This window comes from Saccharothrix sp. ALI-22-I (genome assembly GCF_001984175.1).
Lineage (GTDB): Bacteria > Actinomycetota > Actinomycetes > Mycobacteriales > Pseudonocardiaceae > Actinosynnema.
Genome location: NZ_MTQP01000068.1, coordinates 871,257 through 897,399 on the forward strand (window position 1 = coordinate 871,257; position 26,143 = coordinate 897,399).

At 70.1% G+C, this 26,143-nt stretch carries 29 protein-coding genes; 23 read left to right on the forward strand and 6 right to left on the reverse strand.

Translation table 11 applies throughout. The features are described 5' to 3' along the window. Nucleotides 1–16: 16 nt before the first annotated feature. Together ALI22I_RS40965 and ALI22I_RS40970 are read right to left on the reverse strand one after the other, a co-directional pair. A complete protein-coding gene (locus ALI22I_RS40965) occupies nt 17–820 on the reverse strand; it encodes an SAM-dependent methyltransferase (protein WP_077010916.1) in 804 nt (267 codons plus the stop codon). Then, on the reverse strand, nt 799–1,293 hold the full coding sequence (locus ALI22I_RS40970) for a DUF2505 domain-containing protein (RefSeq protein ID WP_077011206.1): 495 nt from the start codon (nt 1,291–1,293) through the stop codon (nt 799–801). The genes ALI22I_RS40965 and ALI22I_RS40970 overlap by 22 nt, the downstream gene beginning before the upstream one ends. On the opposite strand from ALI22I_RS40970, the gene ALI22I_RS40975 reads away from it, so the two are divergent. Together ALI22I_RS40975 and ALI22I_RS40980 are read left to right on the forward strand one after the other, a co-directional pair. Then, nucleotides 1,292–2,401, forward strand: coding sequence for a UDP-N-acetylmuramate dehydrogenase (locus ALI22I_RS40975; protein ID WP_077010917.1), 1,110 nt, complete (start codon nt 1,292–1,294; stop codon nt 2,399–2,401). The two genes, ALI22I_RS40970 and ALI22I_RS40975, sit on opposite strands and share 2 nt — an antisense overlap. A 156-nt stretch (nt 2,402–2,557) precedes the next feature. Further along, complete coding sequence (locus ALI22I_RS40980) at nt 2,558–3,556, forward strand: hypothetical protein (RefSeq protein ID WP_077011207.1); 999 nt, start codon at nt 2,558–2,560, stop codon at nt 3,554–3,556. Here ALI22I_RS40980 and ALI22I_RS40985 read toward each other — a convergent pair. Next, nucleotides 3,507–4,241, reverse strand: a complete 735-nt coding sequence (locus ALI22I_RS40985) for an SDR family NAD(P)-dependent oxidoreductase (RefSeq protein ID WP_077010918.1) — start codon at nt 4,239–4,241, stop codon at nt 3,507–3,509. The genes ALI22I_RS40980 and ALI22I_RS40985 overlap by 50 nt on opposite strands. A 78-nt stretch (nt 4,242–4,319) precedes the next feature. Here ALI22I_RS40985 and ALI22I_RS40990 point away from each other — a divergent pair, with 78 nt between their 5' ends. From ALI22I_RS40990 to ALI22I_RS41025, 8 genes are all read left to right on the forward strand, one after another. Beyond that, nucleotides 4,320–5,465, forward strand: coding sequence for a L,D-transpeptidase (locus tag ALI22I_RS40990; protein ID WP_077010919.1), 1,146 nt, complete (start codon nt 4,320–4,322; stop codon nt 5,463–5,465). Between the two features lie 280 nt (nt 5,466–5,745). Next, a complete protein-coding gene (locus tag ALI22I_RS40995) occupies nt 5,746–6,543 on the forward strand; it encodes an alpha/beta fold hydrolase (protein WP_077010920.1) in 798 nt (265 codons plus the stop codon). Continuing rightward, the gene (gene mshA, locus ALI22I_RS41000) at nt 6,540–7,793 is read left to right on the forward strand and encodes a D-inositol-3-phosphate glycosyltransferase (RefSeq protein ID WP_179118520.1); all 1,254 of its coding nucleotides are present in this window, start codon (nt 6,540–6,542) and stop codon (nt 7,791–7,793) included. Before ALI22I_RS40995 ends, mshA begins: the two co-directional genes overlap by 4 nt. Continuing rightward, on the forward strand, nt 7,790–8,290 hold the full coding sequence (locus ALI22I_RS41005; RefSeq protein ID WP_238598803.1) for a YbjN domain-containing protein: 501 nt from the start codon (nt 7,790–7,792) through the stop codon (nt 8,288–8,290). The genes mshA and ALI22I_RS41005 overlap by 4 nt, the downstream gene beginning before the upstream one ends. 67 nt (nt 8,291–8,357) lie before the next feature. After that, nucleotides 8,358–9,263, forward strand: a complete 906-nt coding sequence (locus tag ALI22I_RS41010; RefSeq protein WP_077011210.1) for a DUF4349 domain-containing protein — start codon at nt 8,358–8,360, stop codon at nt 9,261–9,263. Nucleotides 9,264–9,626: 363 nt separating this feature from the next. After that, nucleotides 9,627–11,198, forward strand: a complete 1,572-nt coding sequence (locus ALI22I_RS41015; RefSeq protein WP_077010921.1) for a 4-coumarate--CoA ligase family protein — start codon at nt 9,627–9,629, stop codon at nt 11,196–11,198. Between the two features lie 135 nt (nt 11,199–11,333). Then, nucleotides 11,334–11,576 (forward strand): hypothetical protein, encoded by a 243-nt coding sequence (locus ALI22I_RS41020; protein ID WP_077010922.1) that lies wholly within the window; start codon nt 11,334–11,336, stop codon nt 11,574–11,576. Between the two features lie 171 nt (nt 11,577–11,747). Beyond that, entirely contained in the window at nt 11,748–12,494 is a 747-nt protein-coding gene (locus ALI22I_RS41025; RefSeq protein WP_077010923.1) for a phosphoglyceromutase, read from the forward strand. A 5-nt stretch (nt 12,495–12,499) separates the two neighbouring features. On the opposite strand, the gene ALI22I_RS41030 is transcribed toward ALI22I_RS41025, so the two are convergent. Then, complete coding sequence (locus ALI22I_RS41030) at nt 12,500–12,757, reverse strand: hypothetical protein (RefSeq protein ID WP_443217009.1); 258 nt, start codon at nt 12,755–12,757, stop codon at nt 12,500–12,502. Between the two features lie 12 nt (nt 12,758–12,769). Between ALI22I_RS41030 and ALI22I_RS50015 the strand changes: the two genes are divergently transcribed. The 13 genes from ALI22I_RS50015 to ALI22I_RS41095 all read left to right on the forward strand — a co-directional run bounded on the left by ALI22I_RS50015 (nt 12,770) and on the right by ALI22I_RS41095 (nt 23,807). After that, a complete protein-coding gene (locus ALI22I_RS50015) occupies nt 12,770–12,880 on the forward strand; it encodes a hypothetical protein (RefSeq protein ID WP_443217010.1) in 111 nt (36 codons plus the stop codon). A 108-nt stretch (nt 12,881–12,988) separates the two neighbouring features. Beyond that, nucleotides 12,989–14,188 carry a sensor histidine kinase gene (locus ALI22I_RS41040; protein ID WP_443217011.1) on the forward strand — a complete coding sequence of 400 codons (1,200 nt, stop codon included), beginning with the start codon at nt 12,989–12,991 and terminating at the stop codon, nt 14,186–14,188. Next, nucleotides 14,185–14,865: a response regulator transcription factor gene (locus ALI22I_RS41045; RefSeq protein ID WP_077010925.1), complete on the forward strand. Its 681-nt coding sequence runs from the start codon at nt 14,185–14,187 to the stop codon at nt 14,863–14,865. Before ALI22I_RS41040 ends, ALI22I_RS41045 begins: the two co-directional genes overlap by 4 nt. 27 nt (nt 14,866–14,892) lie before the next feature. Beyond that, the gene (locus ALI22I_RS41050; RefSeq protein ID WP_077011211.1) at nt 14,893–15,903 is read left to right on the forward strand and encodes a Ppx/GppA phosphatase family protein; all 1,011 of its coding nucleotides are present in this window, start codon (nt 14,893–14,895) and stop codon (nt 15,901–15,903) included. Then, nucleotides 15,903–17,126, forward strand: a complete 1,224-nt coding sequence (locus tag ALI22I_RS52590; RefSeq protein WP_077010926.1) for a hypothetical protein — start codon at nt 15,903–15,905, stop codon at nt 17,124–17,126. Before ALI22I_RS41050 ends, ALI22I_RS52590 begins: the two co-directional genes overlap by 1 nt. After that, a complete protein-coding gene (locus ALI22I_RS41060) occupies nt 17,123–17,908 on the forward strand; it encodes a sugar phosphate isomerase/epimerase family protein (protein ID WP_143532686.1) in 786 nt (261 codons plus the stop codon). Before ALI22I_RS52590 ends, ALI22I_RS41060 begins: the two co-directional genes overlap by 4 nt. Nucleotides 17,909–18,208: 300 nt before the next feature. Then, complete coding sequence (locus tag ALI22I_RS41065) at nt 18,209–19,129, forward strand: proline dehydrogenase family protein (RefSeq protein WP_077011213.1); 921 nt, start codon at nt 18,209–18,211, stop codon at nt 19,127–19,129. Between the two features lie 8 nt (nt 19,130–19,137). Then, nucleotides 19,138–19,944 (forward strand): thioesterase family protein, encoded by an 807-nt coding sequence (locus ALI22I_RS41070; RefSeq protein ID WP_083752369.1) that lies wholly within the window; start codon nt 19,138–19,140, stop codon nt 19,942–19,944. 184 nt (nt 19,945–20,128) lie between these two features. Then, on the forward strand, nt 20,129–20,941 hold the full coding sequence (proC, locus tag ALI22I_RS41075; protein WP_077010928.1) for a pyrroline-5-carboxylate reductase: 813 nt from the start codon (nt 20,129–20,131) through the stop codon (nt 20,939–20,941). Between the two features lie 120 nt (nt 20,942–21,061). After that, entirely contained in the window at nt 21,062–21,265 is a 204-nt protein-coding gene (locus tag ALI22I_RS41080) for a helix-turn-helix domain-containing protein (protein ID WP_077010929.1), read from the forward strand. Nucleotides 21,266–21,387: 122 nt separating this feature from the next. Beyond that, nucleotides 21,388–21,489: a 30S ribosomal protein bS22 gene (locus ALI22I_RS41085; protein WP_015105422.1), complete on the forward strand. Its 102-nt coding sequence runs from the start codon at nt 21,388–21,390 to the stop codon at nt 21,487–21,489. 221 nt (nt 21,490–21,710) lie between these two features. Beyond that, on the forward strand, nt 21,711–22,748 hold the full coding sequence (locus ALI22I_RS41090) for an NAD-dependent epimerase/dehydratase family protein (protein ID WP_077010930.1): 1,038 nt from the start codon (nt 21,711–21,713) through the stop codon (nt 22,746–22,748). Nucleotides 22,749–22,778: 30 nt separating this feature from the next. After that, complete coding sequence (locus ALI22I_RS41095) at nt 22,779–23,807, forward strand: lysophospholipid acyltransferase family protein (RefSeq protein WP_077010931.1); 1,029 nt, start codon at nt 22,779–22,781, stop codon at nt 23,805–23,807. 244 nt (nt 23,808–24,051) lie between these two features. Here ALI22I_RS41095 and ALI22I_RS41100 read toward each other — a convergent pair whose 3' ends face one another. Then, entirely contained in the window at nt 24,052–24,942 is an 891-nt protein-coding gene (locus tag ALI22I_RS41100; RefSeq protein WP_077010932.1) for an HAD family hydrolase, read from the reverse strand. 39 nt (nt 24,943–24,981) lie between these two features. Then, nucleotides 24,982–26,094 (reverse strand): DUF5667 domain-containing protein, encoded by a 1,113-nt coding sequence (locus tag ALI22I_RS41105; RefSeq protein ID WP_077010933.1) that lies wholly within the window; start codon nt 26,092–26,094, stop codon nt 24,982–24,984. Between the last annotated feature and the right edge of the window lie 49 nt (nt 26,095–26,143).

Below are 26,143 nucleotides of genomic sequence, written 5' to 3' on the forward strand. Positions count from 1 at the left end.
GTCCACTCCGCACAGCCTAGGGACTCACGACGTCCCAGCGCACCGTGACCTCACCGATCCGCCAGCGCTTCCGGTCGTCCAGCACCGGCCAGCCGCGTTCGGCGAGCAGCCGCACGGACTCCACCCACCGGGCCCGCGGCCCGTAGGGCGCGAACGGCGCGGACGTCGCCCAGCACGCGTCCAACTCGCTCAGCAGGGCGTGCACCTTCTCACCGGGCACGTTGTGGTGGATCAACGCCTTCGGCAGCCGTTCGGCCAGGTCACCCGGGGTTTCCAGGTCGGCGGGCAGGCACGACAAGGTGAACGTTTGCGGCCCGTCGGCGGTCAACGCGACCCAGCAGCAGCGGCGGCCGATCTCGTCGCACGTGCCCTCCACCAGCACCCCGCCCGGCGCGAGCCGGCCGACCATGGTGTCCCACGCCTCCGCCGCCTGCTCCTCGGTGTACTGCCGCAGCACGTTGAACGCGCGCAGCAGCACCGGGCGGGCGCCGGCCAGCTCGAACCCGCCGCGCCGGAAGTCCAGCCGCGGCGGGTCGGCGACCTCCTTGCCCGCGGCGACCCGTTCCGCGTCCAGCTCCAAGCCGAGCACGCGGACGTCCGGGTTGACCTTGCGCAGCCGCTGCGCCAGCTCGACCGTGGTGATCGGGGACGACCCGTAGCCGAGGTCGACCACCAGCGGTTCTGCATGGGACAGCAGGTCGCGGTAGGTGTGTGTCACCCACCGGTCGACCCGGCGCAGGCGGTTCGGGTTGGTGGTGCCTCTCGTGGGCAGGCCGAGCGCACGCGCCCGGCCCGCGGCTAGGCGCGGCGTGCGAGCCATTCGGCGGTGAACTCGGTTTCCTTGTCCAGCAGCAGGGCCACCTGCTCGGCGATCATCGTCTCCAGCTTGCCGCCCATGAGCGGGATGCCCACTTTGACCTGACCCGTGAGGGTGAGTTCGCTCCCACTCGCGGTGTCGGCGAGCGTGATCGTGCCGTCCAGGCGGCCCGGAACGCCGTTCAACATCACCTCGACCGTGCCCGCGTAACCCGCCTCGGTCCACGACTCGGCGCGGTCGATGACGAGGTCCCCGCCGAGCAGACCACGTGCCACCGACGGCAGCTTGTCGGCCGGGACACCCTGCCTGAGCTGGTACGACGTGCTCTGCTCGGTGGTCGTGAAGGCGACCAGCTTCGGGTCCGTGCCACCCAGTTCGGCCAGGCGGTCGCGGAGGTACGTCTCGTCGACCAGCGCTGCGTACACGTCCCGCGCGGGCCAGCGGGACGTGGTTCGGTGCTCGATGCGGCGTGCCATGTCGCGGAGGCTACCGTTCTCGGTCGTGACCACCCCGCCTTCGAGTGCCCGTGTGCCGCTGGCCGAGTGCACCACGCTGCGGCTCGGTGGCCCCGCGGCGAGGTTCACACGTGCCGGCACAGCCGCCGAGCTGGTCGAGACCGTGCGCGCGTTGGACGCGTCCGGCGAGCCGTTGTTACTGCTCGGCGGCGGTTCGAACCTGGTGGTCGCGGACGTCGGGTTCACCGGCACCGTGGTGCAGGTCGGCACGGCCGGCCGCCGGCTCGACCCGTTGGGCGACGGTCTCGTGCAGCTCACCGTCGAGGCGGGCGAGGACTGGGACTCGGTCGTCGCGGAGGCGGTGGCGCAGGGCCTGGGCGGGCTGGAGTGCCTGTCGGGCATTCCCGGGCTGGTCGGGGCGACGCCGGTGCAGAACGTCGGCGCGTACGGGGTGGAGATCGCGCAGGTCCTGACGTCGGTCGACCTGCTGGACCGGCGCACCGGCCGGGTGCACCAGGTGCCCGCCGACGGCTTGGGTCTGGCGTACCGGACCAGTGTGCTGAAGGGCACGGATCACGCGGTGGTGCTGCGGGCGCGGTTCGCGTTGACGGCCGGCGGCCAGTCCGCGCCGATCCGGTACGGCGAGCTGGCGCGTGTGCTCGGTGTCACGGCCGGCTCCCGGGTCCCGGCCGACGCGGCCCGCAAGGCGGTGCTGGAACTGCGGCGCGGCAAGGGCATGGTGCTGGACCCGACCGACCACGACACGTGGAGCGCGGGCTCGTTCTTCACCAATCCGCTGGTGGACGACTCGACGTTGACCGGGGTGCTGATCCGCATCGCGGAGCGGTTGGGGCCGCAGGTCGAGGTGCCGACTTACCCGGCGGGGGTCGGGTTCTCGAAGCTGTCGGCGGCGTGGCTGATCGAACGGGCCGGGTTCACCCGCGGGTATCGAGGACCTGGTGGCCGGGTGGCGTTGTCGTCGAAGCACACGTTGGCGTTGACGAACCGCGGCGGGGCGTCGACGGAGGACTTGTTGGACCTGGCGCGCGAGGTGCGTGACGGGGTGCGGACGGCGTTCGGCGTGGAGCTGCAACCGGAACCGGTGTTGGTGGGCTGCGAGCTGGGGTGATCCGGAACCGGATCCCGGAACCGGATCGCGGACTCCGTCGATGCCGAGGGCCGAGGGCCGAGGGCCGAGGGCTGAACGGGCCGAATGGGTGACCGGGTGTGACGAATCCTCACTCCGCGCGTTTCATGGAGGTAGAGGCACCCGTTGGAGGTCGTCATGGCCTACCCGGACGACGAGCGCGCGGCCGTGAGGCCGATCAAGAAGCTGGTTGAGGACGACTTCCTGAGCCGGCCCGGCGTGGTGGGGGTCGATCTCGGCGAGAAGGTCGTCGGCGGCCTGGGGACCGGTGAGTTGGCGATCGTCGTGTACGTCCGCCGCAAGGGCGCTGCCGCCCAGTTCGCCATCCCGTCGGATGTGCTGGGTGTGCCGACCGACGTGGTCGAGGACTCGTTCTGGCCGCACCACACCATCGCGTCACCGGAGGGCGTGAGCGGGGCGGAGCGGCATGAGTTGTTGTTGGGCGGGATCGGGATCGGGCCCAGTCGGGCGATCCGGTTCGTGCCGCCGTATGTCCCGGTGGTGGACGACTACGTGGTCGCGGGGACGTTGGGCGCGCTGGTCACGCCGCGTCGTCGGCAGCTCACCATGGCGTTGACGTCCTTCCACGTGGCCTGCGTCGACGACGCCTGGGCGGTCGGTGATCCGATGGTGCACCCGTCCCGGGTGGACGGCGGGCACCCGGTGCACGATCGCGTCGGGGCGTTGGCGCGGGCCGCGTTGTCCGGTCGGGTGGACGCCGCCGCGATCATGCTCACCACGCCGCGCGTGCGGCCGGAGGTGGTGGGGTTGGGCGCGGTCACGGGGCAGGCGAACGCGCGGGTCGGCCAACGGGTGCGCAAGCGCGGTCGGACGACGGCCGTCACCGAAGGTGTGGTGGCGTCCACGGACGCGGCGATCACGTTGGACTTCGGTGTCGGCATCGGCGTCCGGACCCTGCACGACCAGATCCGCATCGAGACGCCGCGGTTCGCCGACCACGGCGATTCCGGCGCCGTCCTGCTGGACGACACCAACCGCGTGGTCGGCCTCTACTGCGGCGGGAGCCCGGACCGGGGGTTCGCCAACCCCATCGGCCCGGTGCTCGACCAGCTCGACGTGGACCTGCTCACTGCTCCCGGTGCACGCGGGACGCGGACGCCTGCGCACGGGGCTTGAGCACGATCTGGTCGAGGTTCACGTGCGACGGCCTGGTCACCGCGAACGCGATCACGTCCGCCACGTCGTCCGCGGTCAACGGCGTCACGCCCTGGTAGACGGCGGCGGCCCGCTCGGCGTCGCCGTCGAACCGGTTGACCGAGAAGTCGGTCTCCACCATGCCGGGCAGGATCTCGGTCACCCGCACCGGCTGCCCGAGCAGTTCGCCGCGCAACGTCCGGTGCAGCGCGGACTGCGCGTGCTTGGCGGAGGTGTAGCCGGAGCCGTTGTCGTAGGCCTCGTAGGCGGCGACGGACGTCACCGTCACCACGTGCCCGTCACCGGAGGCGATGAGCTTGGGCAGCAGGCCTTTGGTCATCCGCAACGTGCCCAGCACGTTCGTCTCCCACATCCACCGCCAGTCCTCTTCGTCGGCCTCGGCCACGGTGGACAGGCCGCGTGCGCCGCCGGCGTTGTTGATCAGAACCTGTGCGGCGGGCACGGCTCGCAGGAACGCCTCGACCGACGGGGCGGACGTGACGTCCAGCTCGACGGCCGTGCCCTCGATGTCATCCGCGATAACCTTGAGGCGGTCGACCCGCCGGGCACCGAGCACCACGTGGAAACCCTCGGCGGCGAGCCTGCGGGCGGTGGCCTCACCGATTCCCGCGCTGGCTCCGGTCACGACTGCGATAGGTCGGTTCACAGGAGCATCCTATGTGTGTGATGTACATCACTCGCACCGAAAGCCTCGTGGAACGTCCTTCGATCGGGAGGTCGTAACGTGCACAAGAGATTGGCGGCTCTGCTGCTCGGCCTGGCTCTGCTGGCCGGCTGCTCGGCGAAAGTGGAACAGGGCACGGCCAAGCCGGTCGGGGGCGACAACCCGCCGGTGGCCAAGTTCACCGCCGCGCCCGCTGACGGGGCGACCGACGTGCCGGTGAACGTGCCGGTGCAGGTCACCGTGGCCGAGGGCACCATCGACCAGGTCACGGTCACCAACCCCGAGGGGCAGGCGGTGGCGGGCAAGCTCGCCGACGACAAGAAGTCGTGGTCGAGCACCGAGCCGCTGGGCTTCGGCAAGAGCTACACCTACGCGGGCAAGGCCACCGGCACCGACGGCAGGCCGGTCGAGCTGACGGGCGCGTTCACCACCCTGAACCCGGCGTCGCAGGTGCGCGCCACGCTGTTCCCCGGTGACAACCAGACGATGGGTGTCGCGGTCCCGATCAAGATCGAATTCGAGGCTGATGTCGCCGACCGGGCCACCGTGGAGAAGGCGCTGACCGTCACCAACTCGGCGGGGGTGCAGGGGAGTTGGGCGTGGCTGAGCTCCCGTGAGGTGCACTACCGGCCGGAGAAGTACTGGCCCGCGAACACCCAGATCCACGTCGAGGCGAAGCTCTACGGCGTTCCTTATGGCGGCGGTGCTTATGGTCGCGCGGACGTGACCAGCGACTTCACCATCGGTCGCAACCAGGTGGTGAAGATCGACACGCCGTCGCATCAGCTCGTGGTGCAGCGCGACGGGCAGACGGTGGCGACTTACCCGGCGTCGTTCGGGAAGGACGCTGATCCGGAGCTGACCACGCCGAACGGCACGTTCGTGGTGATGCAGAAGGACCCGCAGTTCAGCTTCGACAACCCGCGTTATGGGTACACCAACGTGTTGAAGAAGTGGGCTGTGCGGTTCTCCAACCACGGTGAGTTCATCCACGAGAACAACGACAACGCGGGCAACATCGGGAAGAACAACACGTCGCATGGTTGTGCGAATCTGTTGGAGGCCGATGCCAAGGCGTACTACGACAGTGCGCTTGTGGGGGACCCGGTTGAGGTGACTGGGTCGATCACGACGTTGCCCGCGCAGTACGACTGGTACGACTGGCAGATTCCGTGGGCGCAGTGGCAGACGATGTCTGCTCTGTGATGTGGTGAGCTGCGGGTTGGGTTTCGTGATGTTTGGGGTCTCGTCCGGCTCACGGCGGTTTGGTGTGGGCCGGGTGGATTTGGTGCACGCGTCGGCCGGTGGCGGGTCTGTTGTGGGCTGGGGGTGGTGGCCTCGTCGGCTGGCGGCTGGCGGCTGGCAGGGGTCCGGTGGGGGATTGACTGGCCTTGTGGGCTGGTGGCGGGGGCGTTGTGGTGGGCTTCATGGCGCAAATTCGCTTGCATTGGGAAGCGATGGGGTGGTTGCGGCGTTGCTGTAGATCGTGCAGAACTCTCTCCTCGACGCTGAGGGCGTCCGGCTCTCGGTCCGTGAGTCGGGTCCCGTTGATGCCCCGGCGGTCGTGCTGGTGCACGGGTGGGCCCAGTCCGGGGAGGTGTGGGCGCCTGATCGGTCGTTCCGCTCCTACGCGCCGGACCTGCGTGGTCACGGTGGCTCGGAGGTCACCGAGGGCGGTTACCGGGACTCGGCGTGTTGGGCGGCCGATCTGAAGGCGGTGCTTGACCACGTTGGGCGGCCGGCGGTGTTGGTCGGGTGGTCCTACGGGGGTCTGGTGATCGCCGACTACTTGCGTGTGCACGGCACGGCTCGGGTGAACGGGTTGGTGCTGGTGGACGCGATCACCGAGATCGGCCGCGATCGGCCGGGTGGTGTCATCGGGAAGTTGATGCGTGCTGCGCTGCCTGGCGCGTTGTCGGACGACCCGGCGGTGGCTGTGCCCGCGTTGGCTGAGTTCTGGCGCGATCAGTCTCCGGGTCTGCCCGGTGAGGTGGTGCAACGCCTGATCGGGACGGCTCTGCGCGTTCCGCCGAGGGTGCGTGGCGAGGTGTTTCGGCGTGATGTGGGCAGCGCCGCTGTGCTGAAGGCGGTCGACAAGCCGACACTGGTGGTGCACGGCACCGCCGACGAGGTGGTCGACCCGGTCGCTGGGGAGTACGCGGCGGCCCTGATCCCCGGAGCCGACTTGCGCCGTTACGAACGCACTGGACACGCGCCGTTCCTGGAACAACCTGAGCGCTTTGCCGCTGAGCTGGCCGGATTCGTGGCGGAGGTTTCCCGGTGAAGCGGGTGGCGGTGCTCTCCGTGCACACCTCGCCGTTGGAGCAGCCTGGCACGGGCGACGCGGGCGGTATGAACGTCTACATCGTGCAGACCGCTACGCGGATGGCGCAGCGGGGCATTGAGGTGGAGATCTTCACCCGTGCCACGTCGTCCGAGTTGCCGCCGGTTGCCGAACTCGCGCCGGGTGTGAAGGTGCGCCACGTGGTGTCGGGGCCGTTCGAGGGCTTGGGGAAGGAAGAGCTGCCTGGTCAGCTCTGTGCGTTCACCGCGGGGGTGCTGCGGGCTGAGGCGCGGCACGAGCCGGGGCACTACGACGTCGTGCACTCGCACTACTGGTTGTCCGGGCAGGTTGGTTGGCTGGCTCGGGAGCGGTGGGCGGTGCCGTTGGTGCACACGGCGCACACGTTGGCCAAGGTGAAGAATCTGGCGTTGGCCGCTGACGACACGCCTGAGCCGCGGATGCGGGTGATCGGTGAGGAGCAGGTGGTCGCCGAGTCCGACCGGTTGGTGGCCAACACCGATGTCGAGGCTGCGGAGCTGATCAAGCTGTACGACGCGGACCCGGGGAAGGTGCTGGTCGTGCCGCCGGGGGTGGACCTGGAGCGGTTTGCGCCGGGCGAGCGGGAGGGGGCGCGGGCGGCGTTGGGGCTGCGGCCGGAGTCGGTGGTGCTTGCGTTCGTGGGGCGCATTCAGCCGTTGAAGGCGCCGGACGTGCTGTTGCGCGCGGCTGCGGAGATGGTGGTGCGGGATCCGGGGCTGCGGTCGCGGCTGGTGGTGTTGATCGTGGGTGGGCCGTCCGGGTCGGGCATGAAGACGCCTGAGGAGCTGGTGCGGCTGGCGGCTGAACTGCGGATCTCGGACGTGGTGCGGTTCCTGCCGCCGCAGAGCGGTGCGGCGTTGGCTCAGGTTTACCGGGCTGCTGACGTGGTCGCCGTGCCTAGCTACAACGAGTCGTTCGGCCTGGTGGCGTTGGAGGCGCAGGCGTGTGGCACGCCGGTTGTGGCGGCGGCCGTCGGGGGGCTTCCGGTGGCGGTGCGTGACGGTGTGTCCGGTGCGTTGGTGGACGGCCATGACGCGGAACAGTGGGCGCGTGTGTTGTCCGATATCGCGCTGCACCCCGCGCGCCGCGAGGAGTTGGCCAGCAACGCCGTCGGCCACGCCCGCAGGTTCTCCTGGGACCGGACGACTGATTCACTCCTCGCCGGGTACGCCGAGGCACGGGATGTGTTCCGCGAGGAGGTCTTCGCTTGAGCCGCGAACTGGAATCGGGCCTGGACGAGGTCATTCAGTCTACTTTGGACGACCGCGAGCTGCGTTACGACCGCAAGGGACCGGGTCGGTTCTTCGTGACCCTGCCCGGCACGAAGAAGCTCCAGACGAACTGCTGGCTCGTGGCCGGCAGGCACGCGTTGGTGGTGGAGGCGTTCGTCTGCCGCAAACCGGACGAGGCGCATGAGGATGTTTACCGGTTCCTGTTGCGGCGCAACGCGAAGCTCTACGGCGTGCACTACACGATCGACACCACCGGTGACATCTACCTGGTCGGCCGGATCGCGCCGCACGCCGTGACGCCCGACGAGCTGGACCGGGTGCTCGGGCAGGTGGTGGAGGCCGCGGACGGCGACTTCAACACGTTGTTGGAGATCGGGTTCGCCGGCGCCATCCAGCGCGAGTGGGATTGGCGGGTCTCGCGCGGCGAGTCGTTGGCCAACCTCCAGGCGTTCCGGCACCTGGTGTCCGAATCGTGATCGGGTTCGCGCAACTGCGTTGAGCCCGCGCCCCGTCCTCCCGGTGACCGTGACCAGGGAGGGGCAGATGGGCAGACAGGTGGGTGTGGCCGGCTTCGCGGTGACCGCGTTAGCGGTGTTGGCGCTGGCCGGGTGTAGTTCGACCATGTCGTCGTCCGGTTCGGCGGACTCGGGGCAGCCGGCGGGGCAGTTGGCGAACGCGCCGGTGGACCAGCCGGGCGTCGCACCGCCGAAGCTGGAGGCGGCGGGCGAGGGGCAGCAGGCGGGCACGTCGGCGCAGCAGAACCGGCAGCTCGTGCGCACCGCGACGATGGACCTGCGGGCGGCGGACGTCACCGGCGTGCTGCGCGACGTGAAGGGCCTGGTCCTCGCCGAGGGCGGGTACTCGGCGCAGGAGAAGTCGCAGCTCGACCACGCGACCGTGACGCTCCACGTCCCCGGCGACAAGCTGGAGGCGGTGCTGGAATCGATCGGCGGGCTGGGCGGCGTCGAGGTCAACCAGCGCGAGCTGCGCACCGAGGACGTCACCGAGCAGGTGGTGGACATCGAGGTCCGGATCGCCAACCAGCGGGCCAGCGTGGAGCGGGTGCGCGGGTTGCTGGACCGGGCGTCCAGCACGTCGGAGATCACCCAGATCGAGGCCGAGCTGACCAAGCGGCAGTCCGAGCTGGAGTCGTTGCAACGCCGGTACGAGACGCTCAAGGGTCAGGTCGCGATGTCGACGTTGACCGTGACGATCACGTCGCAGGGCGCGCCGGTGCCGGTCGTCGAGGAGGAGAAGGCCGGTTTCCTGGACGCGCTCGCCGGTGGCTGGGGGGCCTTGGTGACGGCGTTCGGCTGGCTGATGGTGGTGGTGGGTGCCGTGCTGCCGTTCGCCGTGGTGCTCGGCGTGCCCACGTGGGTCTACCTGTGGTGGCGTCGTCGCCGCAAGAGCGAGGTCGTTCCGGCCGCCACCGGGTCGGGCACGCCTTAGGCGCGGAGCGCGGGGCGGCTTGGGAGAGAGGGGGAGTCGCGAGCTCAAGCCGCCCCGCGTCATTCCCCGCTGCAGTGGATCCGGGCGGGGGGAGCCCGGGTTTCCAAGCGGGCCGCGGTTCGACGGGGGGATTGCAAACCGCGGTTGTGCCGCGCAGGTCGTCGGAGTGCGTGGGAGCCGACCCGCGAGGCCCTGCCAACTTGGCAGATCGCCGGTGATCACCACAAGAGCCGACGCTAGGCCATTCGTGTGTTCTTAGCCGGGTTAAGTAACGCTGTAGCGGCCCGAGCGACTGCCTTGACCAGCGATGTGGCTTGACTCACGATGACGAGATCACCGTTCCGGATGAATGAGGCAAGCCGCATGGTCTTCCGCAGTCCGTTCCCCGATGTCGCGGTCCCGGACGTCTCGCTGCACGAGTTGTTGTTCGCCGATCTCGGCGACCGCGCCGACCGGGTGGCCCTGGTCGACGGCACCTCGGGAGCGTCGCTGACCTACGCCCAGCTCGCCGGGGCGATCGACCGCCTGGCCGCCGCGCTGGCCGCCAAGGGGATCGGCAAGGGCGACGTCGTCGGCATCCTCAGCCCGAACACCCCGTACTACGCCGTCGTGTTCCACGGGATCCTGCGGGCCGGCGCCACCGCGACCACGATCAACGCCCTCTACACGGCGGACGAGGTCGCGCACCAGTTGGCGGACGCGGGCGCGAAGATGCTGTTCACGGTGTCCGTGCTGCTGCCCAACGCCGCGCCCGGCGCCGAGAAGGCGGGCATCTCCGACGTGGTGGTGCTCGACCAGGCCGAGGGCTACCCCAGCCTGTCGTCGTTGCTGGCCAACGCCGAGCCGGTGCCGGCGGTGTCGATCGACCCGGCCGAGGACGTGGCCGTGCTGCCGTACTCGTCCGGCACGACGGGCCGCGCCAAGGGCGTGATGCTGACGCACCGGAACCTGGTCGCGAACATCGTCCAGTGCCAGCCGCTGCTGAAGGTCGACGGGACCACGAAGATCCTCGCCGTGCTGCCGTTCTTCCACATCTACGGCATGCAGGTGCTGATGAACAACGGCCTGCACGTCGGCGCGACGGTGGTGACGCTGCCGAAGTTCGACCTGCCCGAGTTCCTGCGCGTGATCCAGGACCACCGGACCGACCGCGTCTACATCGCCCCGCCGGTCGCGGTGGCGTTGGCCAAGCACCCGTTGGTGGACCAGTACGACCTGTCCGGCATCGACACGATCTTCTCCGGCGCCGCGCCACTGGACGTGGACCTCGCGGCGACCGTCGCCAAGCGCCTGGGCTGCCGGGTGTCGCAGGGGTACGGGATGACCGAGATGAGCCCGGTCAGCCACGCCATCCCGGACGGCCGCGACGACATCTCCGTCGGCACGGTCGGCGTGATCGCACCGAACATGGAGTGCCGCTTCATCGACCCCGCCACCGGCGAGGACGTCGGCGTCGGCGAACGCGGCGAACTGTGGTGCCGCGGGCCGAACGTCATGAAGGGGTACCTGAACAACCCGGAGGCGACCGCCGCCACGTTGGACTCCGAGGGCTGGCTGCACACCGGCGACGTCGGCGTGATCGATGCGAACGGCCTGGTCAGCATCGTGGACCGGGTCAAGGAGCTGATCAAGTACAAGGGCTACCAGGTCCCGCCGGCCGAGCTGGAAGCGCTGCTGTTGACCCACCCGGAAATCGCCGACGCCGCCGTTGTCGGTGTGCGCGACGAGGAGGGTGAAGAAGTCCCCAAGGCTTTCGTCGTGCGCCAGCCCGGTGCGGCTCTGGACGCGGCCGGCGTGATGGAATTCGTCGCCTCCCAGGTCGCACCGCACAAGAAGGTGCGCGTGGTGGAGTTCATCGAAGCCATCCCGAAATCCGCTTCCGGAAAAATCCTCCGCAAGGACCTCCGCGCTCGTGAGGCCGGCGCATCGCGGTAACCGGTGAATTTTACCTGATTGGGGTGTTGTTGCCACCTGATGGTGTTGTTGTCGGCCGCTTGTCGGTGCTGGACCGGCGGCGCGCCACAACCATGGCGGGTGCAAATCCAGCACCACACATCGGAGAACATACGCATGCGCATGCTCGGAAGGCTGGCCATCGCGGCCGGCGCCACGGCCGTTGTCCTGCTCGCGGCGCCGGCGGCCAACGCCGACCCTGATTTCAAGGAGCTCAAGCAGCTGTCGAAGTCGGTTTCGCAGGACAAGGCGAAGGCCACCCCCCGCCTGCCGGCCGTCGGCGGCCTCAAGTTGCCGATCGTCAGCGAGCTGTTCGGCGGCTTGCTGGGCGGCGTAGGCGGCGGCGTCAACAACGGCTGATCGGCGGTCGAACCTCGTTCCGGGCCGGACCAGTGGGATCCGGCCCGGAGCCGTTCCCGGGCCGGAACGAAGCCGAAACGGGGGCGAAACGGGCCGGGCGGAGCTGCACCGATCAAGGTCACACTGACCACCCTCGTGAACAGGGCAGGGGCATCTGGCAGGCTGACCCACATGGCTGTCGGAACCCTGGTGCTGCTCCGCCACGGCGAGAGCGTCTGGAACGCGGAGAACCTGTTCACCGGTTGGGTGGACGTGCCCCTCTCGGAGAAGGGCGTGAACGAGGCGAAGCGCGGCGGCGTGCTGCTGCGTGAAGCGGGCGTGCTGCCGGAGGTGGTGCACACGTCGCTGTTGCGGCGGGCCATCGGCACCGCGAACCTCGCCCTCGACGCGGCCGACCGGCACTGGATTCCGGTCCGCCGGGACTGGCGGCTCAACGAGCGCCACTACGGCGCGCTCCAGGGCAAGAACAAGAAGCAGACCCTGGAGGAGTTCGGCGAGGAGCAGTTCATGCTCTGGCGCCGCTCCTACGACACCCCGCCGCCGCCGATCGAGCCCGGCACCGAGTTCAGCCAGGACGCCGACCCGCGCTACGCGGACCTCGGCCCGGACCTGCCGCTCACCGAGTGCCTGCTGGACGTGGTCAAGCGGATGATCCCGTACTGGGAGTCCCAGATCGTGCCCGACCTGCGGACCGGCAAGACGGTCCTCGTCGCCGCGCACGGCAACTCGCTGCGCGCCCTGGTCAAGCACCTCGACGGCGTCTCCGACGAGGCGATCGCGGGCCTGAACATCCCCACCGGCATCCCGCTGCGCTACGACTTGGACGACGAGCTCCAGCCGCTCAAGCCGGGCGGCGAGTACCTCGACCCGGACGCCGCCGCCGACGCCATCAAGGCCGTAGCCAACCAGGGCCGTTAGACCTATTAGACGAGGCCCAGCTCACGGGCGCGTGCCCCGGCCTGGAACCGGGACGACGCGCCCAGAGCGGTCATCAGTTCCGCCACGCGACGGCGGTACGTGCGCAGGGGCACACCCAGCGTGCGTGCCGCCGTTTCGTCCGTCCAGCCGTGGTTCAACGCGTCCAGCACGCCCGGCACGAACGCGCGCAGCTCGGCCATCTCCGCCCCGTGCACGGCCCAGCTCCGTGCCGACCGCCAGATCGCCTGGCGTGGCTGCTGCACCGGGCGCCGAACGTGCTCCTGATCCCCGGCACGTCCTCCACTGGTCACCTGGAGGAGAACATGGCTTCCGCCGATCTGCACCTGTCCGAACAGGACATGGCCCTGTTGGACACGATTGGGTGAACTGCGGCCGTCCGACGGGAAAACATCGGACCCAGACGGTGTCGTAGGAGTCACGAACCACACTTGCACACTAGGCCATACCCGCCCTGACCTGCTTACCATGCGTTCGTGACCGCAATGGGTTACCTCGTCCTGTCGATCGGCGCTCTGCTGATCGGCGGCGCGGCGTTTCTCGCCGGACGGGCGACCTCCCGTCCCCGGGAGACCCGCCCCAATGGCCTCACCGTCGCCGATCTGATGGCCATGGTCGTCCACTCGTCCCCCAACGGCATCACCGTGCTCAACGGTTTCGGTGACGTCGTGCTGCACAACGCCAGAGCCGAGGAGCTCGGCGTGGTGCGGAACAACCGGGTCGACGACCGGGCCAGACGGGCCGCCGAGCTGGCCCGCCGCAACGGCGGCGTGGTCGCGGTCGACCTGTCGTCGCTGGAGGTCAACAAGGGCCGCCAGCCGGAGGCCGTGCACGCCTCGGTGAAGGTGCTCACCGACAACTTCGTGGTGGTCGACGCCACCGACGAGTCCGAATCGGTCCGGCTGGAGGCGACCCGCCGCGATTTCGTGGCCAACGTCAGCCACGAGCTGAAGACCCCGGTCGGCGCGCTCGCGCTGCTGGCCGAAGCGGTGCTGGACGCGTCGGACGACCAGGAGGAGGTCCGCCGGTTCAGCGCCAAGATCATGCAGGAAGCCACCCGGCTGGGCACCCTGGTCACCGAGCTCATCGCGCTGTCGCGGTTGCAGGGCGCGGAGAAGCTCCCGGAGCTCAGCCGGGTCGAGGTCGACGTGGTGGTCAACGAGGCGATGAGCCGGTCCAAGCTGGCCGCAGAGTCCGCCGGCATCGACATCGGCACCGACCAGCCCAGCGGCCTCGAGGTCGAGGGCGACCGGACGTTACTGGTCACCGCGTTGAGCAACCTCCTGGAGAACGCAGTCGCGTACTCGCCGCCGGGCAGCCCGGTCTCGGTCAGCCGCAAGCTCGTGGACGGGTTCGTCGAGATCGCCGTCACCGACCGCGGCATCGGCATCGCCGAGGACCAGCAGACCCGCGTGTTCGAGCGCTTCTACCGGGTCGACAAGGCCCGCTCCCGCGCCACCGGCGGCACCGGCCTCGGCCTGGCCATCGTCAAGCACGTCGCCAACAACCACGGCGGCGAGGTGAAGCTGTGGAGCCTGCCCGGCGTCGGTTCCACGTTCACCTTGCGCATCCCGGCTCACCCCGATCAGGACGAGCCCACGAAGGACCTGCCCAGACAGGGGCCGGCGAGCCCCGTGCCGAGCGGCGCGGGCAGCAATCATGGAGGAGAGCTGTGACCAGGGTGCTCATCGTGGAGGACGAGGAGTCCTTCGCCGATCCGCTCGCCTTCCTGCTGCGCAAGGAGGGCTTCACCGCGGCGCTCGCGACCACCGGCCACGAGGCGCTGGAGGAGTTCGACCGCAACGGCGCCGACATCGTGCTGCTCGACCTCATGCTGCCCGGGATGAGCGGCACCGACGTGTGCAAGCAGTTGCGCGCCCGGTCCGCCGTGCCGGTGATCATGGTGACCGCGCGGGACAGCGAGATCGACAAGGTGGTCGGCCTGGAACTGGGCGCGGACGACTACGTCACCAAGCCGTACTCGGCGCGTGAGCTGATCGCCCGCATCCGCGCGGTGCTCCGCCGCGGCGGCGAGAACGAGGAGCTGTTGCCGCAGGTCCTGGAGGCGGGGCCGGTGCGGATGGACGTCGAGCGGCACGTGGTGACGGTGGACGGCGAAGAGGTGAGCCTCCCGCTCAAGGAGTTCGACCTGCTGGAGTACCTGCTGCGCAACGTCGGCCGGGTGTTGACCCGCGGCCAACTGATCGACCGGGTGTGGGGAGCGGATTACGTCGGCGACACCAAAACCCTGGACGTGCACGTCAAGCGGCTGCGGTCGAAGATCGAGCCGGACCCGTCGACCCCTCGTCACCTGGTGACCGTGCGCGGACTGGGCTACAAGTTCGAATCCTGATCATCTCGACCAGGTACGGTGCACCGCGTGCGCCTCGGGGTGCTTGATGTCGGGTCCAACACCGTCCACCTCTTGGTGGTGGACGTTCATCGTGGTGCCCACCCGACACCGATGAGTTCGGAGAAGTCCATGCTGCGCCTCGCGGAGCAGATGGACTCCTCCGGCATGCTCGGCCGTGACGGCGCCGACCAGCTGGTGCGCACCGTCGCCGCGTCCAAGGCGGCGGCGGAGCGCTTGGGCTGCGAAGACCTGATGGCGTTCGCGACCTCCGCGGTGCGGGAGGCGGGCAACTCGGCCGAGGTGCTGGACCGGGTGCGTTCCGAGACCGGCGTCGACCTGCAGGTGCTGACCGGCGAGGACGAGGCCAGGTACACGTTCCTCGCGGTGCGCCGCTGGTACGGCTGGTCCGCGGGCCGGCTGTTGTGCCTGGACATCGGCGGCGGGTCGCTGGAGCTGGCGGTCGGCGTGGACGAGGAGCCGGAGGAGGCGTTCTCGGTGCCGCTCGGTGCGGGCCGGCTGACCCGCACGCGGTTCGACAACGACCCGCCGAGCCGGGCCGAGGTGCGCGACACCACCGAGTGGCTGGCCGAGCAGCTGGCGCCGGTGGCGAAGAAGATCCGCCGAGTGGGCACCCCGGATCGGGTGGTCGCGACGTCGAAGACGTTCCGGACGCTGGCCCGGTTGACCGGCGCGGCGCCGTCGTCGGCCGGTCCGCGGGCACGGCGCGTGCTCACCGACTCGGGTCTGCGGCAGCTCATCGCGTTCATCTCCCGGATGTCCGCGTCCGACCTGGCGGAACTCGAAGGGGTGAGCGCGAGCCGGGCGCACCAGCTGGTGGCGGGCGCTCTGGTGGCGGAGGCCACCATGCGAGCCCTGTCACTCGGCGAGCTGGAGATTTGCCCCTGGGCCCTGCGGGAGGGTGTCATCCTGCGTCGGCTGGACCACACTAATGGCTCGGACCTGAACACTCCGCCGGAGAGCACCCGCTGGACGGGTGACACTGGACGGACTGGCCGCCACGGGGCACGGTGGAGTTGATGAGTCGAGAGAGCGAGTCGGAGCAGACCCAGCGCACCGTCGCGGAGTTGCTCGCCCAGTACGGCGCGGGCTCCGGTGAGGTGACGCCGCGTCGCCGACGCCGCCGTGCCGAAGAGGCCTCGGACACTGCTCCGCAGGCCATCATCGACCGGGTCAACTCCGACAGCGGACAGCTGCGCGCGATCCGCGACGAGCCCGAGCCGCCGCCGCCGGCCGCGCCCCCGTTGCCGCAGCGGCAGCGCTCCGTCGAGGCCGAGCGCACCACCTACCAACAGCCGGTCGCGCCGCCGCCCCCGCCGCCTCCGCCTCCGTCGCGGCAGGAGCCGCCGGTCTCCCGGTCGGACATCTCCCGGCTGGAGTCACCGGGCGCGCGGCGTGAGCCGCCCGTCTCGCGGCTCGAACCGCCCAAGAAGGCCGAGTCCGGTCGTCGGCGGGCGCCCGATATCGACCCGGCCGAGGAGACCAGGGTCGTGCCGCCGATCCTGGCCGACTACCCGGGCGAGCCGGCCCGGCCCGCCATGCCGAAACCGCCCGAGCCGTCGCGGTCGAACCTGGTGCGCCCCGCGCCGCCGCCCGGCAAACCACCGGTGGGCAAGCCGCCGGCGCGTGAGCCGGTGACCGAGGTGCTGCCGCGCATCGCGGACAAGCTCACGCCGAACGTGCCGCTGGAGTCGTTGCCGACCGAGTCGGTGCTGATCGTGCCGCCCGCGCCGCCGAGGCTGCCCGAGCCGTTGCCCGACCAGACCCCCGAGGACTGGTTCGGCGACGACGACGACGAGCCCGAAGGCGACGCCGGGCCGGAGAGCACCCAGTTCCACCCGTACGTCGACCTCGACGAAGAGGAGGAGGACGACAACTACGGTCGCCGCGACTCCAAGAGACGCGACTTCGACGACGACGAGCCCGCCGGGCTGGCCGACGTCGACGAGGACGAGGACGACGACCGCCCCGCCGACCGTTCGGCCGGCAAGGAGTGGCTGGTCATGATCGGCCAGCTCGCCGTCGGCGTGATCGGTGGCGCGGCGCTGTGGCTCGGCTTCAACTTCCTGTGGCGCACGGCCGCGCCCGCGGCGCTGGTCGTGGCACTGGGTGTGACCGTCGGTCTGGTGATGGTGGTCCGCAAGATCCGCCGCGCGGACGATCTCCAGACCACCGTCCTGGCCGTGCTGGTGGGGTTGATCGTGACGGTCTCGCCTGCCGCGATGCTCTTGGTGAAGTCTTGATCCCGGTCGGCCTGTCCACCGCGGCCGTGTGGCCGCAGCCGGCCGGTGCCGGGTTCGAGGCCGCCGCCGAGCTGGGCTACGACGGCGTCGAGGTCATGGTGTGGGCCGATCCGGTGAGCCAGGACGTGCGGGCGCTGGACCGGCTCTCGAAGCGGACCCGGATGCCGGTGCTGGCCGTGCACGCGCCGTGCCTGCTGATCAGCCAGCGGGTGTGGTCGCCGGACCCGGGGGAACGGCTGCGGCGCAGCGTCCAGGCCGCCAGTGACCTGGGTGCGCGGACGGTCGTGCTGCACCCGCCGTTCCTGTGGCAGCGGAAGTACGCGGACGGGTTCGCCGACCTGGTCGCGTCGTTGGAGGACTCCAGCGATGTCGCCATCGCGGTGGAGAACATGTTCCCGGTGCGGCGTGCGCTGGGCCGTGGCCGATCGGTGCAGGTGACGGCGTTCCGGCCGTCGATCGACCCGACCGACGTGGGGCACCGCAACTACACGCTGGACCTGTCGCACGCGTCGGCCGCGCACGAGGACGTGATGGAGCTGGCCAAGCGCATGGGCGACGGCTTGACCCACGTGCACCTGGCCGACGGCTCCGGCCTCCCCAAAGACGAGCACCTGGTCCCCGGCCGCGGCAACCAGCCGTGCGGCGAACTCCTGTCCCACCTGACCCGCACCGGCTTCACCGGCCAGGTAGTCCTGGAAGTCAACACCCGCCGCGCCCGCACCGCCGCCGAACGCGCCGAACTCCTAGCCGAATCCCTCCTCTACGCCCGCCTGCACCTCTAGCCCCCGAGAGTCGAACCCCCAGACCCCCTGAGTTCAACACTCAGGACCCGCGTACCCCGACACTGAACGTTGAACTCGCCCTACCTGAGCGTTCGACTCTCGCGCGTGTCCAACGTTCAGAACGCGCGTGTCCAACGTTCAGAACGCGCGTGTCCAACGTTCGGAACGGGCGTGTCCTACGTTCGGAACGCGCGAGTTGAACGTTCAGGCGCTGTGAACGTGATATTCAGGGGTCGGTAACCGCGTCGGCCCGCCAACTCGCATCCGCTCTCACCCGACTCAGCGGCTAGGGTCTTGATCGTGAACCCGTTGCGCACGTTGATCCTCGCCGCCGCGGGCAACGACACGGTGCGCCGGGTCGTCGCGACCGCCCCCGTCAGCCGTGACGTGGTGCGCCGGTTCGTGGCCGGTGAGACCACCGCCGACGCGATCGACGCGACCAGCACGCTGATCGGACGCGGCCTGCGCGTCACCCTGGACTACCTGGGCGAGGACACCACCGACCGCACGACCGCCGAACGCACCGTCCACGCGTACCTGGAGGCGCTGGACCAGCTGCACGACGTCGGCCTGGCCGTCGACGCCGAGGTGAGCGTGAAGCTGTCCGCCGTCGGCCTGGCCCTGGACGAGACGTTGGCGCTGGACAACGCGTCCCGCATCTGCGCGGCGGCCGAGCAGGCGGGCACCACGGTCACCCTCGACATGGAGGACCACACCACCACCGACGCCACCCTCCGCGTGCTCGCCGAACTGCGCCGCCACTGGCCGTCGGTGGGCGCGGTGCTCCAGGCGTACCTGCGCCGCACCCTGGACGACTGCCGCGAACTCGCGGACACCCGCGTCCGGCTGTGCAAGGGCGCGTACGCCGAGCCGGCGTCGGTGGCCTACGTCGACCCGCACCAGGTCGACCTCAACTACGTGCGCTGCGCCAACGTCCTGCTGGCCGGCTCCGGTTACCCGATGTTCGCCACCCACGACCCGCGCCTGATCGAGATCATCGGGGAACGCGCCCGCTGGTACGACAAGTCGGTCGAGGACTTCGAGTTCCAGATGCTGTACGGCGTCCGGACCGGCGAGCAGCTGCACCTCGCCGCGGAGGGGCACGTCGTGCGCGTGTACGTGCCGTTCGGCGGGCAGTGGTACGGGTACCTGATGCGCCGGCTCGCCGAGCGACCGGCCAACGTCGCGTTCTTCCTGCGCTCGCTGGTAAGCCGTTCGTGAGGAGCCCTGTGTCCTTCTCGGTAGCCAGTGCGGTCCGCCCCCTGGGCGACGGCACGTACACCGCGTCCCTGCCCGCCGACTGGACCGTCGGCCCCAAGCCGCACGGCGGGTTCCTGCTGGCACTGGTCGCGCGTGCGGCGGTGGACAGCGCACGGGCGGCCGTGCCCGATGCCGACGACCTGGCGCCGTTGGCGGTGAGCACGCAGTTCCTGAGCGCGCCGGAGGTGGGGCCGGTGCTGGTGCGGACCCAGGTGCGCAAGGCGGGGCGGACGGCGACCGTGGTGACGTCGACGCTGGAGCAGCGCGGGCGCAGCTGCGTGGAGGCGGTGGTGACGGTCGGGCGGATGCCGACGGCCGTGCCGGACTACGTCGACCTGCCCGACATGCCCGCCGCGCCGCCCGTGGACGCGATCGACCTGGCGTCGATGGGGTCCGGTGGGGTGTACAAGCTCGGGTCGGTGTGCGACGTGCGGCTGGACCAGGAGGGTGCAGGGTTCCTGAAGGGGCGCGTCGGTGACCCGTTGGTGCTGCGGCTGTGGGTGCGTCCGCTGGGTGAGCGGCCCGATCCGTACTTCACGCTGATCGCCGGGGACATCTCGATGCCGGTGACGTTCAACCTGGGCCGGTTCGGGTGGTCGCCGACGGTGCAGCTGACGGCGTTGCTGCGGGCGAACCCGGCACCGGGGTGGCTGCGCGTGCGGGTGTCGTGCAGCGCGGTGCACGGGCAGTGGTTCGACGAGGACGCCGTGGTGATCGACTCCGCGGGTCGGCTGGTGTGCCAGGCGCGGCAGTTGGCGTTGACCCCGGCGAGCTGACAGGACGGTGTTCTGAGCGTTCAACTCGCCTGTTCTGAACGTTGGACACGCGCGTTCCCAACGTTGGACACGCGTGTTCTGAACGTTGGACACGCGCGTTCTGAACGTTGGACACGCGGGCCTGGGGGTTTGACTCTCGTGTCCTGGGGGGTTGGGGGTTGAGGGGGCGTGGCAGGCTTGGCGCATGACGACCATCGCCGTGTTGGGGGCTGGCAAGATCGGTGAAGCTCTGCTGTCGGGGCTGTTGCAAGGGGGGCGCAAGGCCGACGAGCTGCTGTTCACCGAGAAGCACCCGGAGCGGGCCGCCGCGTTGACCGCGCGGTACGGGGTGGAGGGCCTGGACGTGGCCGGTGCCGCGCAGCGGGCCGACGTGCTCGTGGTCGCGGTCAAGCCGCAGGACATCGAACCGCTGCTGGACGAGCTGGCCCCCGTGCTCAAGCCGGGCACGCTCGTCGTGTCGCTCTGCGCGGGCCTGCCGACGTCCCTGTACGAGCGCAGGCTGCCCGACAGCACCCCGGTGGTCCGGGTCATGCCGAACACCCCGATGGTCGTCGGCGAGGCCATGAGCGCCATCTCAGCCGGTCGCTACGCCACCGACGACCACCTGAACCTGGTCGAGGAGCTGCTGCGCACCGTCGGCAAGGTGGCCCGCGTCCCGGAGAGCCAGCAGGACGCCGTCACCGCCCTGTCCGGCTCCGGCCCCGCCTACTTCTTCTACCTGGTCGAAGCCATGATCGACGCGGGCATCCTGCTGGGCATCCCGCGTGACCTGGCCGGTCAGCTGATCATCCAGTCGGCGGTCGGCGCGGCCACCATGCTCAACGAGGGCGACCAGCACCCGGTCATCCTCCGCGAAGCCGTCACGTCCCCCGCCGGCACCACCATCATGGCCATCCGCGAGCTGGAGAGGCACGGCGTGCGCGCGGCCATGCTGGCGGCCATCGAGGCGGCCCGCGACCGTTCGGTGGAACTGGGACGGGACCACGAGGCGGACTGATACCGCCATTGGCCGTCGCACCAGTCCCACGTGTCCCGTTACCCTCAAGGGAGCACGTGCGTGTCGAACCGTCGGTGGGGAAGCCGACGGCACGACGCGTGTCGAAGGACGCGGTGATCTATGCCTGCGGAGGAGAAGCCACTCGGCCAAGTCAGATTCCTGACGGTCGCCGAGGTCGCGCTGGTTATGCGTGTGTCGAAGATGACGGTGTACCGGCTGGTTCACTCCGGTGAGCTGACGGCGGTGCGCGTGGGCAAGTCGTTCAGAGTGCCGGAGAAGGCGGTGCACGAGTACCTGCGCAACGCCTACTTCGACGCCGGGTGAGAGCGGGTACGGGCGAGCGCGTAAAGTGATAGGCCGTTCGTGCCTGGTGTCGGCGCGCCCGCTTGACGGGTGTCTCCACCGGCGCGTGGAGACCACCAACGTCTAGTAGTGAAGGAACCCGCATGGGCTCGGTCATCAAGAAGCGCCGCAAGCGCATGTCGAAGAAGAAGCACCGCAAGTTGCTGCGCAAGACGCGCGTCCAGCGTAGGAAGCGCGGCAAGTAACCCCTGCGGGTTCTCGCACCGCCAGTCCCCCGGTGAACAGCCGTGGGACTGGCGGTGTCGTCGTTCTGCGGCGGCCTCGCGAGAACCCGCAGCGGGTGCCCCATCCGGGTGATTGACCGGTAAAGCCGTGGTGACCTGCGTCAGGACGCCCCTCCGTCGCCGAGCGTGACACCGGTATCCGGATAGCATCGTCGAGTCGCCCCACCCGCACAGGGAGTCGCATGGCGCCCAAGGTCGTTCTCGTCACCGGTTGCAGCCGTTTCCTCGGCGGCCACCTCGCCGCGCGGTTCGCGGCGAACCCGGACATCGAACGCGTGCTCGGCGTGGACACCGAGCCGCCGTCACGTGACCTGCTGCGCCGCATGGGCCGCGCCGAGTTCGTGCGCGCCGACATCCGCAACCCCCTCATCGCGAAGGTCATCGCCACCGCGCAGGTCGACACGGTCGTGCACGCGTCGGTGACCGCGAACCCGGCCGGTCCGACCGGCCGGACCGTGATGAAGGAGATGAACGTCATCGGCACGATGCAGCTGCTGGCCGCGTGCCAGAAGTCGCCGCACGTGCGCAAGCTGGTGGTGAAGTCCACCAGCGCGGTGTACGGGTCGAGTTCGCGCGACCCGGCGGTGTTCACCGAGGACATGGGCCCGAAGGACCTGCCGTCCAGCGGGTACGCGAAGGACGCGGTCGAGGTCGAGGGCTACGTGCGCGGCTTCGCCCGGCGCAGGCCGGACGTCGACGTCACCGCGCTGCGGTTCACCAATTTCATCGGCCCGCGCATCGACACGGTGCTGACCAGGTACTTCGCCCTGCCCGTCGTGCCGACGGTGTTGGGGTACGACGCCAGGGTGCAGTTGCTGCACTCCGAGGACGCGCTGGCGGTGCTGGAGCGCGCGACCTTGCACGACCTGCCCGGCGTCTACAACGTGGGTGGTGACGGCGTGCTGCTGCTGTCGCAGGCCATCCGCCGTGCGGGCCGGGTCGCCCTGCCCGTGCCGAGCGCGGCGGTGCCGATGATGGGCCGGTTCTTCCGCAGTGCGCGGCTGGTGGACTTCTCCCCGGACCAGATGAGGTTCCTCAACTGGGGACGGGTGGTGGACACGACGCTGCTGAAGCGGGAGTTCGGCTTCACGCCGAGGTGGACCACGCAGCAGGCGTTCGACGACTACGTGAGCGGGCGCGCCCTGCGTCCGCTCATCGATCCGGAGTTGCTGACTTCGGTCGAGCGGGGTGTGCTCGACCTGGCCGCCAAGCTCCGTTAGACGGCTGGTGAACGGCGAGGAGGTGGACACGTGGCAGAGGCACGGGTGATCCCGTTGCACGGTGCGGACCGGGAGGCTCCTCGACGACGGCGCGGCGCGGCTCAGGTGAGAGCTCACGCCGCGGCCCAGCACTCCCAGCCGCCGCAGCCGTCGGAATCACCGCGAGAGCAAGAGCAGGCGCAAGGGCAGCTGCACGAGCCGGTGTCGGCCGAGCCCGCGCCCTGGGAGCGGCACCTGGCGGATCTGCTGAACTTCGCCCGTCGGCGCATCCAGGGCGACTACGAGGTGGACGAGTTCGGCTTCGACCCGGACCTGACCGACCACATCCTGATGCCGCCGCTCAAGCCGCTGTACGAGAAGTGGTTCCGGGTGGAGACGATCGGCATGCACAACGTGCCGGGCGAGGGTGGCGCGCTGATCGTCGCCAACCACTCCGGCACGCTGCCGTTGGACGCGACGATGACCGCGTTCGCGGTGCGGGCAGACCACCCGAAGCGTCGCCACCTGCGGATGTTGGGTGCGGACCTGGTGTTCAAGACGCCGGTGCTGGGTGCGTTGGCGCGCAAGTCGGGGCAGACGCTGGCGTGCAACCCGGACGCGGAGCGGCTGCTCAGCTCGGGTGAGCTGGTCGGCGTGTGGCCGGAGGGCTTCAAGGGCATCGGGAAGCCGTTCAAGGACCGGTACAAGCTCCAGCGGTTCGGGCGGGGCGGGTTCGTCTCGGCGGCGTTGAACACCGGTGTGCCGATCATCCCGTGCTCGATCGTGGGTGCGGAGGAGATCTACCCGAAGATCGGCGACATCAAGGCGCTGGCCAGGCTTTTCGGGTTCCCCTACTTCCCGGTGACGCCGTTCTTCCCGTTCCTCGGCCCGCTGGGCGCGATCCCGTTGCCGTCGAAGTGGTACATCGAGTTCGGCGAGCCGATCCGCACCGATGTCCACGGCCCGAACGCGGCCGACGACCCGATGCTGGTGTTCAACCTGACCGACCAGGTGCGCGAGACCATCCAGCAGACCCTGTACCGGCTGCTGACGCAGCGGCGCAACGTCTTCCTGGGCTGACACGCCCGTCGCGACGGCTTCGCAGGCGTCCCCGCCAAGGGGACCCCTGCTTTTATCCTGCCGGACGGGACCGACGATTGGGGCGCGGCCGGCGGCGGGCTGTGGATAACTGTCGAGCCTGTGGATAACCGGATAGCCGGATCACCGGATCACCGTCAGCGCTGTGGACGGGCCGTGAGCGGCAGTCGGCAGCTGGCGGCTGCAGGCAGGCAGTCGGCAGGCAGGCAGCTGGCAGTCGGAGGGGTTAGCGGTCGCGGCGGCGGTAGGCCATGGTGGCGGCTACAGCGCCGGCCAGGGCGCCGGCGCCCAGGACGGACGGGACGCCGATCTTGGCGGCCTTGCGGCCGGTGCGGAAGTCGCGGATTTCCCAGCCTCGTTTGCGGGCGGTTTCGCGGAGGCCGGAGTCGGGGTTCACGGCTACCGCGGTGCCGACGACCGAGAGCATCGGCACGTCGTTCACCGAGTCCGAGTACGCCGTGCACCGCCGCAGGTCCAGGCCTTCCTTCGCGGCCAGCGCCCGCACGGCGTGCGCCTTGGCGCGGCCGTGCAGCAGGTCACCGACCAGGCGGCCCGTGTAGATGCCGTTGGTGTTCTCCGACACGGTGCCCAGCGCGCCCGTCAGGCCCAGCCGCCGCGCGATGATCTGCGCCAGCTCCACCGGCGTCGCCGTGACCAACCACACCCGCTGCCCGGCGTCGAGGTGCATCTGCGCCAGTGCCTGGGTGCCGGTCCAGATCCGGTCCGCCATCAGCTCGTCGTAGATCTCCTCGCCGAGCGAGACCAACTCCGCCACCGACCGGCCGGCCACGAACGACAGCGCCTGCTCACGGGACGCCGCGACACTCTGCGGATCTTCCCGCCCACCGACGCGGAACTTGATCTGCTGCCAGGCGAATCCGGCCAAGTCCGAGTTCTTGAAGTACTTGCGCGCCGCGAGTCCACGTGCGAAGTGGAAGATCGACGCACCCATCATCATCGTGTTGTCGACGTCGAAGAAGGCGGCGGCAGTGAGGTCGGTGGGCGCGCTCCCGGGCGGCCCGACCACCGCCAGCGCGGCCTCGGCCGAAGCCTCACCGGCCAGTGCGGCAAGTCTCTCCCGCTCGGCCGAGCCCTCCACCACACGCCTTTTCACCACGTCAGCGCCTCCCGCGGTCCGATGGGGACAGGGTAGCGATCAGCCGCCGAGGCCGGGCAGCGGTAGTGACGGGAGGGTCAACGTGGGCAGCGGGAGCGGCGGACCGGGCGTCGTGGTGGTCGGCGACGGCGCCGGCGGCAGCAAACCGGTGAGCACGCCGCCCGACGCGCTGGTGGTGCCCGGCGCGTTGCCAGAGGTGGTGGGCGCGGCGGCGGGGGTGGTGGTTTCCAGCACGGACGGCGAGCCCTGAGGCGACGTGCCGGGGTCGACGGGCCGCGCGACGCACTCGCCCTCGTCCGGCACCGGTCCGACCTGGTCCACCTGCCCCGACGTCACCGACATGCAGTTCGCCCGGGCGTGCAGCGCCGACGCGCGCTGGGCGATCCGGTCGAGCAGGTCCAGCGACGTGCCCGCCCGGTCGGCGGCCTCGGCGGGCAGCGACCCCCGCAGCTCCGCCAGCCGGGTCGCCTGCGAGGTGGCCCAGTCGCGCAGTTCCTCCAGGGCGCGCTGATCCGAGTTCGACCCGAACGCGGCCAGCACGCGGGAACCGGCCGCGGCGTCGGCGTCGAAATCGGTCAGCGCGGTCAGGTAGCCGCCGAGCGGTCCGCCGTCGGACTCGCGGTACCGGTCGGCCAGCGTCTCGATCTCGGCGACGCGCGCGGCGGCGAACTCCAGGCGCTTGTAGCCCTTCGAGTCCTCGCCGAAGGTGAAGCCGAGCGATGCCGACTCGGCGGTGCGCTTGACGCCGTACAGCGCGTCGCCGGGCAGCGCGTCCTGGCTGAGCAGCAGGCTCATCCCGGCCAGCGAGAACAGCAGGCACAGCGCCGCGGCGAGGGACACCGCCAGCCGGCCGCGGGCTCCGCTGCGGGACCTGCGGCGCTTCTCGTCGAGCAGATCGAGCTTGGTGGGCGGCGGCGCGGCCTCGCCCATGACCCTGGCCCGCATCCGGGCCTTGGCGGCCTCGTCCGGGCCGCTGGTGACTGCGGCTTGCCGCAGCAGTGCCACGACGGCCAGTTCGTCGGCGAGTTCCCGGTCAGCCGGATCGGACGGCTCCGAATCGGAGGACGCCGATCCGGGATGCGCGTCGACCGCGCGGGCGAACTGCTCGCGCTGCCTGTGACGCCATAGCGGCGTGATACCTCTGCCCACCATCCCGCTGGCCAACCGTTCCGCACCGTCTCGACCGATCCCTGCCCCGAGT